Source organism: Planktomarina temperata RCA23, from assembly GCF_000738435.1.
Classification (GTDB): domain Bacteria; phylum Pseudomonadota; class Alphaproteobacteria; order Rhodobacterales; family Rhodobacteraceae; genus Planktomarina; species Planktomarina temperata.
The window spans coordinates 3276113-3288122 of record NZ_CP003984.1 but is presented as its reverse complement, the minus strand read 5'-3'; the positions used below and the strand labels follow the sequence as shown (position 1 = coordinate 3288122).

Genomic DNA, 12010 nt, shown 5'->3' with positions numbered 1-12010 from the left:
ACAGGCAGACTAAATTCCCGGAAAATAGCACCCATGATCCATAAAATGGATTTATCATGTTTTGTGAACCCAAGATCATGTCGCCGTGCAGCAGTGGCAATCTCTTGGAGCAATTATCCCCCGGAGCACTCAAAGTGACTCGCTGACACTTTTTTATCCCTCGGCCAAGTGACTCTGCAACAGATCTTAATTCTTGACTCCGTGTTTTTTGGAAAAGAATCTCTTGCCACCTGTGGTTGAGACAATCGTGTTTAAAAAAAATAATTCTTTTACTGTTACTTAAACGAAAAAGGGCGCGGGAAATATCCCACGCCTAATATTCATAAATTTGTAACAATTATTAAGACAGAACTTTAACCCGTGAGGCCAAACGCGAAACTTTGCGTGACGCCGTGTTTTTGTGGAAGATGCCTTTTGTAACTCCGCGCATCAGCTCTGGCTGTGCGGCGCGAAGAGCTGCGGTTGCTGCGGCTTTGTCGCCGGAAGCGATGGCCTCTTCAACAGCGCGCAGAAATGTGCGGATACGGGATTTGCGGGCTTTGTTGACCGCTGTGCGGCGCTCAATTTGACGTGCGCGCTTCTTTGCTTGTGGTGAATTTGCCATGTTATCAGGTCCTAACTTAATCTTGTGCCACACGTATCACCGCTAGGCCCATACCGTTGGACCGGATTATCTAAAGCCAAGCGGGCCACACGCGCATTTTCTGAAGCTGCCTATAGCTGCTTTCTATGGAGATGCAAAGCAATTTTGCTTATTTATCGCGAAATTGTGGCTCTCTTTTCTCGACAAAGGCCGCCATACCCTCTTTTTGGTCTTCTGTTGCAAACATCGAATGAAACACACGCCGTTCAAACAAAAGGCCTTCCGCCAAAGTGGTCTCATAGGACCTGTTCACAGCATCCTTCGCGGCTTTGATGGAGATTTGCGATTTCTCAGCAATTTTTCCAGCAACCTCTAGGGCAACTTCCATCAATTTTTTAACCGGCACCACACGGCTGACCAGACCAGAGCGCTCCGCTTCCTCCGCATCCATAAAGCGCCCGGTCAAATGCATATCCATGGCTTTGGATTTTCCGACGAATCGGGTCAAACGCTGCGTGCCGCCAATGCCAGCGATGACGCCAAGATTGATCTCTGGCTGTCCAAACTTCGCGTTATCAGCGCAAATGATAAAATCACAGAGCATCGCCAACTCGCAACCACCGCCCAATGCATAGCCTGCAACCGCTGCTATTGTTGGCTTCCTAGCCTCTTGCAAAGGGCTCATACTCGCGCCGAATAAATCGTCAGACACTACGTCCACAAAGCTCTTGTCCGCCATCTCAGTGATATCGGCACCGGCGGCAAAGGCTTTCTCCGATCCGGTAATCACCATGCAACGGACTTTATCGTTCGCTTCCGCCTGGCGCACCGCATCGCCGAGCTCCGCCACCAACTGGCTATTTAGCGCATTCAGCGCCGATGGGCGGTTCAATTTGATGACGCAGATATGATCTGCAATCTCTACGATGATGGTCTCATAAGCCATATTGGTCCCAGCATTGCCTCTGTCAGGCGTTTAGGCCTATCACGTTCGCCACCTATTTCAAGCTATCTCTGACAGGTTGGACAATAGAAGCTGGAACGTCCCGATTGGCTCACCCGCGCAATTGTGCCGCCACATCTCGCATGTTTGCAGGGCTGCGATTCTCGATCATAAACCTGAAAACTATGTTGAAAATAGCCGAGCTCCCCGCCCGTTTGACGGTAATCTTTAAGACTAGATCCACCGGCTTCAATCGCCTCTTCCAGCACGGTCCGAATGATCGGCACCAAAGCGCCCACTTGGCGTTTTGACAGGTCCTTCGCCTTGCACATAGGTGAAATTTTCGCACGGAAGAGCACTTCACAGACATAAATATTGCCCAGGCCCGCAATGAGTCGTTGGTCCAAAAGCGCCGTCTTTATCGGCGTATTGCGCCCCGCCAAAGCTGCGAACAAATAGCTGTCGTCTAAGTAATTGCTCAATGGCTCCGGTCCAAGGCTGGAGAGCATCTTATGCGTTTCGACGTCGGCGGTCGGCGCAAGATCCATCGCGCCAAACCGTCTGGCGTCGTTGAAGGTCACCCGTGTGTCATTTTCCATGTGAAACACCACATGATCGTGTTTTTCTGGCGCGGGATGGTCTTGGTAAAACTCCCCAAGTTGCTGGCCCGAAATCAACATTCGGCCAGACATGCCGAGATGCACAATCAAAGTTTCCTGAGTATCCAAGTCCAACAGAATATATTTTGAACGCCGCCAAAGCCGCAAAACCCGCGCCCCAGTTAAACGCTGCGCCATATCCGGCGGAAAGGGCCAGCGCAAATCGGGCCGGTTCACCTCTGCACGCATGATTTTCTGGTCCTGCATCGCCGGCTGCAAGCCGCGGCGGACTGTCTCAACCTCTGGTAATTCGGGCATCTCGTGCTTCCTTCTGGTACATCACATTGTATCAGCCGTCCTGCGTATTATAAGGGGGGTGAAGTCACAAAAGGCCTGTTCCATGCAAGACACTGGTGAAGACACAACCCATTTTGGTTTTGAAACCGTTCCAGAGGCTGAAAAAGCCGGCAAGGTGCAGGGTGTTTTCACCTCCGTAGCCAGCAAATATGACGTTATGAATGACGTCATGAGCGTTGGCATCCACCGCATTTGGAAAGAAGCGATGATGGATTGGCTGGCCCCAAGACCTGGGCAAAAGCTTCTCGATGTCGCTGGCGGCACTGGCGACATCAGCTTTAAGTTCCTCAAGCGCGCGGGGTCTGGCCATTCCACAGTGCTTGATATCACTGAAAATATGCTCATCGAAGGGCGGAAACGCGCTGAAGCTGCGCAGATGGTGGATAATTTGGATTGGGTTGTCGGCGATGCAATGGCCCTGCCCTTTGCCGACAACAGCTTTGATGTCTACACCATAAGCTTTGGCATTCGGAATGTAACACGGCCGCAAGAAGCCTTAGATGAGGCCTTCCGCGTCCTGCGTCCCGGGGGTCGGTTGATGGTTTTGGAATTCAGTCAAATACCCGTGCCTTTGGCGCAAAAGGCCTATGATCTCTATTCCTTCAATGTGATTCCACCCATGGGCCAGATGATCGCCAATGACCGCGACAGCTATCAATATCTTGTCGAATCGATTCGCAAGTTTCCCGATCAAGAGACATTTTTAAGCATGGTGCAGCAGGCAGGGTTTGAGAATACCAGCTATCGAAACCTATCGCTCGGGATCGCAGCCTTGCATTCGGGATGGAAAATTTAGATGCGTGGTCCGCATAACATTTTTCGCCTGATCCGCACCGGCGCAACATTTGAGCGCACGGGGGCGATGAATGTAATCCTCAACGCCTATCAAGCGCCCGTTGGCCTGCGCCTAGCCGCGAAAATTCTGGGATGGCCATTTCAATGGTTGGGCTACAAAGGTGATCCTGCAATGCCACCCGTCACCCGGGCGCTGACCGCTTTGGGCCCGGCCTATATCAAATTTGGACAAATCCTATCGACCCGCCCCGATGTGGTCGGCGATGAGCTGGCCGTACAATTGCGGGTGCTGCAAGATAAATTACCGCCCTTTCCGATCGAAGAGGCGCAAAAAATGATCGAGGCAGAGCTCGAGCGACCTTTGGCATCCATGTTTCAAGACTTTAGCGCGCCCGTTGCCGCCGCCTCTATTGCTCAGGTCCACCGCGCAAAATTAGCCTCCGATGGTGCAGATGTCGCCGTGAAAGTCTTGCGCCCCGGCATTGAACGCGCCTTTCGCAGAGATATTGATGCGTTTTACTTTGCAGCCCGGATGGTTGAGGTTTTGGCCCCCGGCGCGCGCCGTCTACGTCCACTCGATGTGATCGCGCATTTCGAAGGCGTGGTGCTCGGCGAATTGGATCTTCGGCTGGAAAGCAGCGCGGCAGGAGAATTTGCCGCCAACACCGAATCCGATGAAGGATTTCAATTGCCTAAGATCAATTGGAGCCTGTCTGGCAAAAACGTCATGACCATGGATTGGGCCGAGGGAATCTCTGCAGGGGACAATGCCGCCCTTGATGCGGCCGGACATGACAGACGGCGAATTGGTGAGCGGATTTTACAATTGTTTCTGTCTCACGCATTGCGCGACGGCTTTTTTCATGCGGATTTACATCAAGGAAATATCAAAATCGCGGCCAATGGAGATGTGATTGCCTATGATTTTGGCATTATGGGCCGAATTGATGAATATACCCGGCGGGTCTATGCGGAAATTCTCTTCGGCTTTATTCGCCGTGATTACAAGCGCGTGGCGGAGGTGCATTTTGAGGCTGGATATGTGCCGGCTGACAAAGATGTCGATGAATTTGCCCGCGCCCTCCGGGCGGTCGGGGAACCTATTTTTGGCATGGATGCCACACAGATCAGCATGGGACGGGTGTTAACCTATTTATTTGATGTCACAGAACAATTTGGCATGGAGACCAGAACGGAGCTCATCTTGCTGCAACGCACGATGGTTGTGGTTGAGGGGGTTGCACGCAGCTTGCATCCTCAGATTAACATCTGGGAGGTCGCCAAACCCATTGTGGAAGACTACATCAAGCAAAGTATTGGGCCGAAAGCCTTGTTGAAAGATCTGCTGAAAACAGCCCGCGTGCTGTCACGTTTCGGGCCAAAGCTTCCCCAGCTTGCGGAAGCGGCCTTGATCCGCACCTACAACACCGCGCAACCCAGCGCGCAAAAATATGGGATCAAAAAGCGGTGGCTTTTGCTCGCCTTGCTTGTTGGAGGTGGAGGCGGTTGGCTTGCAGCGCATTTGATTTAAGTTTTATGACATTTAGACTAAACATCTTTTAACCAATAATTCGGCAAGGTTGCACCAAGACTGATAGCCGCTTTGATTCAATCTAAGATCAAAGCGATTTGAGAGGAAACTTTATGACACGACACCTATTTGGAACGGATGGCGTCCGCGGCACGGCGAATACTTATCCCATGACCGCTGAAACCGCGCTGCGGCTTGCAGCGGCGGCGGGCCGGTTTTTTCGGCGTGACGCCTCCCCCGGCCACCGTGTCGTGATCGGTAAGGACACACGCAGATCGGGCTATATGATTGAAAACGCTCTCACCGCTGGTTTTTTGTCAACCGGCATGGATGTCGTCCTCTTAGGGCCAGTTCCAACACCTGCCGTCGGAATGCTCACCCATTCCATGCGCGCAGATGTCGGTGTCATGGTCACTGCCAGTCACAATCCGCATCACGACAATGGCATCAAGTTTTTCGGTCCAGATGGTTATAAGCTGTCAGACGCCGCCGAGATGGAGATCGAAGCTCTGTTTGCCGGAGATGTGGATCTCTGCTTGCCAGAAAATATTGGACGCGCCAATCGCATTGAAAGCGCGATCGGTCGCTATGTCGAAGCTGCAAAGGCAACCTTTCCAACAGGAAAGCGCTTGGATGGGTTAAAGGTTGTTATTGATTGCGCCAATGGCGCCGCATATCGCACCGCCCCAGAGGTTCTTTGGGAACTTGGGGCTGAGGTCATTGCCATTGGCGTGCAACCCAACGGCTATAACATCAACAAAGGTGTAGGGTCCACCGCACCACAAGCAGCCGTTGATGCGGTGCTACAGCATGGTGCCGACATTGGGATCTGTCTGGACGGTGATGCAGACCGGATCGCCATTATTGACGAGAAAGGCCATATCGCCGACGGGGATCAACTCATGGGGTTGATCGCTGCGCGCTGGGCTAAGAGCGGAGAGCTCCGGGGCGGCGCATTGGTGGCCACGGTTATGTCCAATCTAGGCCTTGAGCGCTGGCTAGGTGGACAGGGAATTGATCTACACCGCACCGATGTCGGCGACCGTTATGTGGTGGATGCCATGCGTCAAGGCGGGTTCAATCTGGGTGGTGAGCAATCTGGCCATATCGTGATGAGTGATTACGCCACAACCGGCGATGGTCTTCTGGCTGGATTACAATTTCTTGCCGCCATGGTCGAAACGGGCCAGCGGGCCAGCGAATTGGCCAACGTCTTCTCACCCTGTCCACAAGTGCTGAGGAACGTAAGATTTTCCGAGGGTATGGCGCCGCTGGAGGTGGCTTCTGTGCAATCGGCTATCCAAGATGCAGAGGCCTCTTTGATGGGCAAGGGACGTCTGCTCATTCGCAAGTCGGGCACCGAGCCGCTGATCCGCGTGATGGTGGAGGCTGAGGATGAAACCCTGCTCAACGAGGTTGCAGAAACTGTATCGCAAGCGGTGAAAGACGCCGCCTAAGGCCAAACCCGCATCCAGCGCGAAAAGTTTAACATTTGTTATCGCGCCCGCCCTCTCTGGATAGAATTCCATTAACTCTTTGCGAGATGATCGCCGAAACGTCATCTTGCAAAGGTTCTTGAACCATGTCCACTGTCTCGCCCAATCTCTCCCTGCCCTATATTCAACAAAACCAATCGCAAAAACATGTCACCCATAATGAGGGTATGCGCCTGCTGGATGGTGTGGTTCAACTCAGTGTTCTCAGCCGGGCCCAAACTGCGCCCCCCGCAAACCCTGTTGCCGGAGATCGCTATATTCTGCCCAGCGGCGCGACCGGCGCTTGGGCCGGGTTTGACGATTCGCTGGCCCATTGGGAAGAAAATGCCTGGCGGATTATCCCGCCAAATGAGGGTTGGGTGGCATGGGATCAAAACGGGCTGGCCTTGCTGGTATTTTCCCAGGGTCAGTGGACCGAAGCCACCGCTGCGGATGTCGAGCGCTTGGACAAGCTTGGACTCAACACATCCGCCGATTTGACAAACCGATTGGCGGTTTCCTCCGACGCAACATTGCTGACCCACGACACAACCGGCGGGCATCAACTGAAAATCAACAAGGATCAGCCCGGGGACACCGGCAGCCTGTTGTTTCAAACTGGCTGGTCGGGTCGCGCCGAAATGGGCCTCGCCGGGTCAGATAACTTCGAAATCAAAGTCAGCCCTGATGGCAGCAATTTTCATCAAGCCCTGACCGTTGACCGGGCAACGGGTGCAGTCACCCTGCCCAATACAACCCTTTCTCAGGCGGAGTTTGGAACAAGCCCGATTGTCACGGTCGATTATACCAATTCGAAAACGGGCAATTTGGTCAGCAATGGCAATGGCGCTTTGGGCAATTCCTATAATATGCCCAGCGCTCTAAGCTATGATGCCAGCGACACCCCAGGCTTGCCTGGCAGCTTTCTGTTCACAGGATACCATGGTTTAGATCTTACAACATCGGAATTTATCGCAGTGGACGCGCAGAAAACCTACCGCTTGGAGAGCTATATCAAACAAGCCACGGGCGATCGCCACGCCCAGGTTATGGGTATAATGGCCTTTGATGCCGATTTTCAACAGATCACCTCCGCCTGTCACATGCGCTATGCATCAGGTGGTGTCGACAGTTTGACCACTCTATCAGCGCCTTTGGCTCCGGGGGACACCACTGTATCGGTGACCAATGCGTCGGGGTGGAACGATGCAGACAGCTCTTCGGACAAATGCGGTTTGATCTTTTTCACCTATCGCACCCAGGGCGGCAACGCCCAAGACTTTTACAGCAGGCATTTTAGAACGGGTCTTTTCTCGCCGGCACAGGTGGATAGAACCAACCACAGCATTACACTCTTGGCGCCTTTGGCACAGTCCGATGGCAACCCCGATGATCCCAGTGGTATTTGGCCAGCCGGCACGCCTTTGGCCAATACGGACAGCGGTTGGAATCTCAAACCGGCTCTTTTAGATCAAACCGTTCTACCAACCGCGGGTTACTGGTACCACGCCTGCAACCATATCGGCGGGGTAGACACCTCCGGCCGCAATGAGGTGAAAAATTTCCCACCCAGCACGGCCTTTGTCAAAATTCTTATGCTGCCAAATTTCAGCAACCGCCCGGGGGGCTATAGCGGATTTGCCGATTCTGGCGCGGCCCATGGGCTGCATCTGTCTGGCATTTCAATGGCGCCCGAGCCCTATGCTGCCATGCAGGCTACGGCCTCTGGCGGCGTGGATATAAAGGTCCCAGACCCAGATTTCACCACTGGATCTCTCTCTCTGATCACCTCAAGCCTGCGACTCAAGGCCGTGTAAGTCTTCGGCCTCCAGCTCTGCTTTATAAGACTTAAACCAAGTTACGAACTGATCGACGCCCGCGCGAAAATCTGTTTGTGGGCGATAGTTGGTGAGTTTTTGCAAAAGTGACGTGTCGGCCCATGTGGCCGGCACATCTCCAGGCTGCATCGGCATATAGTTGCGAATGGCCTTGACGCCCAAAGATTGCTCAATGGCATCAATAAAATCCATCAACCGCACCTTGTCAGAATTACCAATATTGACCACACGATGCGGCGCAACGGGAGAGAGGCTGTCTCCCTCCATAATATCGGATGCACAGGTGGGACGCACCGGCGGCACATCCATCAATAAACGAATACCGCGCACCAAATCCTTTACATGGGTGAAGTCACGATACGTGTCGCCATTGTTGTAAATGTCGATAGGCCGCCCTTCGAGCATGGCATCAACAAACTTATAAAGCGCCAGATCAGGACGCCCCCAAGCACCGTAGACCGTAAAGAAGCGAAACATCGTTGTCGGGATATCCCACAAATGCGCATAGGAATGAGCCATTGCTTCATTGGCTTTTTTCGAAGCGGCATAGATGGTCAAGGGCGTGTCAGCCTTATCATTTTCGTGAAAAGGCATCCGCGTATTGGCGCCATATACCGAAGAGGTCGACGCCATCATCAAATGCGTCACCCCATGCACCCGGGCCGCTTCCATCACGTTGAAGGTGCCAAGCACATTGCTTTCAATATAGGCCCGCGGGTTTTCCAGGCTGTATCTCACACCCGCTTGCGCCGCGAGATGCACAATGACACCCGGTTTTGCCTGCGCAACGGAATTCATGACCGCATTCTCATCTTCCAGCATTGCAGTGATGGAATGAAAATTTTTGTGTTGGCCAAGCATTTGCAGCCGCCGATGCTTGAGCCGCACATCATAATAGTCCGTTAGACCGTCTAACCCTGTGACACTCCAACCCTCTTGCAACAGCAATTCCGCCAGATAAAATCCAATGAAACCAGCAGAACCAGTGATAAATGCGTGGCGCATGAAAGCCCCTTAATCATAAAAATATGGTGCAGGGCGAAGACCCCAAAAATTAACAATTTCAAATACCGCCCATCCGGGCCGTGCTTTAACGCAGCACTTAATCGGTTGCAGCCACCCGCGTCAATGTTGGCGATCAAACTGATCGCGGGCCTTTAGAATGTCTGGCTGTTTATCAATCGCCCATTGCGCCATTGCCCCAATGGGTTCAAACAGCGACTGGCCCAGTGCGGTGATGGCATAATCCACCCGCGGTGGCGTGCTGGGGGTGACTTTTCGACTGACAAGCCCGTCCCGCTCCAATTTGCGTAGGGTTTGCGTGAGCATTCTTTGCGAAATATCGGGAATGGCGCGCTGTAATTGCGAAAATCGCTGCCCGCCTGCGCGGAGTTGCAATATCACCAATAGGCTCCATTTATCCCCAATTTGCGCCAGGACCGTACGAATGGGGCAAAGATTAAGCCCCAGTTTTTTCTCAATTTCTTCTCTCTTTTTCAATTTTTATCCGGTTACTAAAAAGTGCCTACTTACGAATAGTGCCTAGTGTTTTTATATCTATTTCATCTGCTGATGCAGCGTAACCCTTTTTTTCAAATTATTCTCAAGGAGACATAAAATGTCCAAATCACTCACCGGATTAACACTCGCGACAACCCTCTCTCTCACCGGCGTTGCAGTCGCGGCGGAAGGCCTCAGCCAAAAAGATCTCGCACGCGGTCTGCTGGAGCAAGGCCTAGCGCAGGGTGATCGCGGTTTTATCATGGATCATGTGGCCGAAGGATATATCCAACACAACCCACAGGCTGCCGATCGTCGGCAAGGGCTGCTGGATTTTGTCGACTTCATTCAAACCATGGATCCGCCCATGAAAGTCACACCGCTTCGGATGATCACAGATGGGGCCTATACTGTGGTGCACCAAGAATCCGAGTTCTTTGGCCCGAAAGTTATCATCGATGTGTTCCGCTTCGAAGATGGGAAAATCGCAGAACATTGGGATAGTATCCAAGACCGGGTCACTGAAACCGCAAATGGTCGCACGATGACAGATGGGGCGACAGAAATTGCAGATTTGGATAAAACTGAGGCAAACAAAGCCTTGGTCCAAGCCTTAGTTGCGGATGTTTTGATCGGTGGCAATATCGAGAAAATCGACACCTATATCAGACCTGACTATCGCCAGCACAATCCATATGTTGCCGATACCAGAGATGGGCTAAAGCAATTCATCACCTATTTGGCCGACAGCAACATAGCCTTTGGCTATGAGAAAGTGCACCTAACTTTAGGCGAAGGCAATTTCGTATTCACCCAATCTGAAGGCATATACGACGGCGCCGCCACTGCATTTTATGATCTGTGGCGGGTTGAAGATGGGAAAATTGCCGAGCATTGGGATGTTGTTCAAACAATTCCAGAAGAATTTGCCCACGACAACGGCATGTTCTAACATCACCACCCGCTTACCTGCGATCAAAAGCAGGTAAGCGGGATCACTCAAGCCTGTGCTGCATTTTCTCGCACAGTTAAAAAGTTAGATTTGCCATATGGTGATGTTCTACGCATCATACTTAGACACAAAACCAAACGCGTGTTTCCCTGCAGAGCCTTGCGCTGAGATACGGTTTAGTGGCTTAAGCATTTGAGCTCTGCGTTCTGCCAAACGAAGATGCGCTGCTCTCGAACGGCGACTTTGTTAGACCTTAAGAACTCAATCGGCGCAATAATTTCATGATGGGAATTTCTATATAACGCAGCAGCAATTGTGCAAAAATTATAGAAAATATCGCAGTGAGCGTGAATATCATCCAAGTTTGTGCAACTGAAATCGTGGCAAGCTGTGCCCTGTCTGTCGATCGTAAGACCATTACGGCTGCGAGCGCCAAAAATGGCATGTGGAATAAATAGATTCCAAAAATACATTGGGAAATAGTTTTGCAAGCCTGCCCCAATGGGCTCATCCATTTTGCTCCAAACACAAGTGAATTCCAAATCACCATTGATAATCCAACAGAAAATATCGTTATTGAAGATCCAAAATAAACTACAAGAACCGGTTCTGGTAACCTGTATAACCACGCGTCCTCAATATGTACGGGCGGATAACAGCAGATAATAATCATGAATAACCCAGCGAATCCTAGGCCACGCCACGAGTGCTTTACGGCGCTGCTTGACGCTCTGTAATACGCAATCGCTAATCCCATTCCAACGAGGAAGGGAGGCAAACGGAACCACGGGTGGTAATACAAATGTTTGGCAGCATCCGACGCCGGTAAGCTTTGGTACGTATCCAAAAACACGCGGCCGGCAGAAATGTCTGATATGTGCAAATAAGCCACCCGAGACCCTGTCGTAATCAGTATGGCCAATCCTAAAATAAGCAAGGGACGTGTGCATTTCAAAATGAGAGTTAATAACGCTGGCATAAGCAAAAAGAACAGCATCATCACTTCCATTGACCAACCAACCGGGATGACATTGCCAACACCTAGGGTGACGCCCAGAAATACAGCGGAGAGAGCAAACTGCAACGGATCAAATGGTGATCCTAGTTGAAACAGGAGAAGTGCTAAGTAGTAGAGTGGTAAGATACGCGACAGACGCTTCAAAACAAAACTTCGCACGTCGATGCGCCCTAAACGTGTATGCTCATCCAGCAATGTCGAAGTTAACAAAAACGATGAGACAAGAAAGATCGCGTCTACGCCAAAGGGTTGCCAAGCGAATGTCATCCATGTTGGCAGTTGCTCAATGAGAGCAAGGGCTGCATCGCTTCCTCCATAGCTGAAGACACCAAATACAACATGAAATAGGACAACTTGCAAAATACCAATAGCGCGAACTAAATCCAGAAAATGGTAATGCTCAGTATGCGTTGACATCA

The 12010-nt window shown here is 51.6% G+C and carries 11 protein-coding genes; 5 read left to right on the top strand and 6 right to left on the bottom strand.

The genetic code is table 11. The features are described 5' to 3' along the window. Nucleotides 1-340: 340 nt before the first annotated feature. The 3 genes from rpsT to mutM form a co-directional block, all read right to left on the bottom strand. Nucleotides 341-604: a 30S ribosomal protein S20 gene (gene rpsT / locus RCA23_RS15835; protein ID WP_044051130.1), complete on the bottom strand. Its 264-nt coding sequence runs from the start codon at nt 602-604 to the stop codon at nt 341-343. 148 nt (nt 605-752) lie between these two features. Continuing rightward, nucleotides 753-1529, bottom strand: a complete 777-nt coding sequence (locus RCA23_RS15830; protein ID WP_044051129.1) for an enoyl-CoA hydratase — start codon at nt 1527-1529, stop codon at nt 753-755. A gap of 62 nt (nt 1530-1591) precedes the next feature. Continuing rightward, nucleotides 1592-2443 (bottom strand): bifunctional DNA-formamidopyrimidine glycosylase/DNA-(apurinic or apyrimidinic site) lyase, encoded by an 852-nt coding sequence (gene mutM, locus RCA23_RS15825; RefSeq protein WP_044051128.1) that lies wholly within the window; start codon nt 2441-2443, stop codon nt 1592-1594. Nucleotides 2444-2525: 82 nt separating this feature from the next. Between mutM and ubiE the strand changes: the two genes are divergently transcribed. The 4 genes from ubiE (at nt 2526) to RCA23_RS15805 (ending at nt 8100) form a co-directional block, all read left to right on the top strand. Continuing rightward, a complete protein-coding gene (ubiE, locus tag RCA23_RS15820; RefSeq protein WP_044051127.1) occupies nt 2526-3278 on the top strand; it encodes a bifunctional demethylmenaquinone methyltransferase/2-methoxy-6-polyprenyl-1,4-benzoquinol methylase UbiE in 753 nt (250 codons plus the stop codon). Beyond that, nucleotides 3279-4808 (top strand): 2-polyprenylphenol 6-hydroxylase, encoded by a 1530-nt coding sequence (gene ubiB, locus RCA23_RS15815; RefSeq protein WP_044051126.1) that lies wholly within the window; start codon nt 3279-3281, stop codon nt 4806-4808. 113 nt (nt 4809-4921) lie between these two features. Continuing rightward, nucleotides 4922-6265, top strand: coding sequence for a phosphoglucosamine mutase (gene glmM / locus RCA23_RS15810; protein ID WP_044051125.1), 1344 nt, complete (start codon nt 4922-4924; stop codon nt 6263-6265). A 125-nt stretch (nt 6266-6390) separates the two neighbouring features. Then, complete coding sequence (locus tag RCA23_RS15805; protein ID WP_044051124.1) at nt 6391-8100, top strand: DUF2793 domain-containing protein; 1710 nt, start codon at nt 6391-6393, stop codon at nt 8098-8100. Here the strand turns inward: RCA23_RS15805 and RCA23_RS15800 are convergent. Next, on the bottom strand, nt 8074-9126 hold the full coding sequence (locus RCA23_RS15800) for an SDR family NAD(P)-dependent oxidoreductase (protein WP_052377237.1): 1053 nt from the start codon (nt 9124-9126) through the stop codon (nt 8074-8076). The two genes, RCA23_RS15805 and RCA23_RS15800, sit on opposite strands and share 27 nt — an antisense overlap. Nucleotides 9127-9246: 120 nt before the next feature. Further along, entirely contained in the window at nt 9247-9621 is a 375-nt protein-coding gene (locus RCA23_RS15795; protein ID WP_044051123.1) for a winged helix-turn-helix transcriptional regulator, read from the bottom strand. A gap of 118 nt (nt 9622-9739) precedes the next feature. On the opposite strand from RCA23_RS15795, the gene RCA23_RS15790 reads away from it, so the two are divergent. Further along, entirely contained in the window at nt 9740-10573 is an 834-nt protein-coding gene (locus RCA23_RS15790; RefSeq protein WP_044051122.1) for a nuclear transport factor 2 family protein, read from the top strand. A 253-nt stretch (nt 10574-10826) separates the two neighbouring features. Here the strand turns inward: RCA23_RS15790 and RCA23_RS15785 are convergent, their stop codons facing one another. After that, the gene (locus RCA23_RS15785; RefSeq protein WP_044051121.1) at nt 10827-12008 is read right to left on the bottom strand and encodes an acyltransferase family protein; all 1182 of its coding nucleotides are present in this window, start codon (nt 12006-12008) and stop codon (nt 10827-10829) included. Nucleotides 12009-12010 lie beyond the last annotated feature (2 nt).

Excerpts from the sequence above, each read along its gene's own strand:
- rpsT (WP_044051130.1), bottom strand. The coding sequence starts at position 604 with ATGGCAAATTCACCACAAGCAAAGAAGCGCGCACGTCAAATTGAGCGC.
- RCA23_RS15830 (WP_044051129.1), bottom strand. The coding sequence starts at position 1,529 with ATGGCTTATGAGACCATCATCGTAGAGATTGCAGATCATATCTGCGTC.
- mutM (WP_044051128.1), bottom strand. The coding sequence starts at position 2,443 with ATGCCCGAATTACCAGAGGTTGAGACAGTCCGCCGCGGCTTGCAGCCG.
- ubiB (WP_044051126.1), top strand. The coding sequence starts at position 3,279 with ATGCGTGGTCCGCATAACATTTTTCGCCTGATCCGCACCGGCGCAACA.
- glmM (WP_044051125.1), top strand. The coding sequence starts at position 4,922 with ATGACACGACACCTATTTGGAACGGATGGCGTCCGCGGCACGGCGAAT.
- RCA23_RS15805 (WP_044051124.1), top strand. The coding sequence starts at position 6,391 with ATGTCCACTGTCTCGCCCAATCTCTCCCTGCCCTATATTCAACAAAAC.
- RCA23_RS15800 (WP_052377237.1), bottom strand. The coding sequence starts at position 9,126 with ATGCGCCACGCATTTATCACTGGTTCTGCTGGTTTCATTGGATTTTAT.
- RCA23_RS15785 (WP_044051121.1), bottom strand. The coding sequence starts at position 12,008 with ATGTCAACGCATACTGAGCATTACCATTTTCTGGATTTAGTTCGCGCT.
- RCA23_RS15790 (WP_044051122.1), top strand. The coding sequence starts at position 9,740 with ATGTCCAAATCACTCACCGGATTAACACTCGCGACAACCCTCTCTCTC.
- ubiE (WP_044051127.1), top strand. The coding sequence starts at position 2,526 with ATGCAAGACACTGGTGAAGACACAACCCATTTTGGTTTTGAAACCGTT.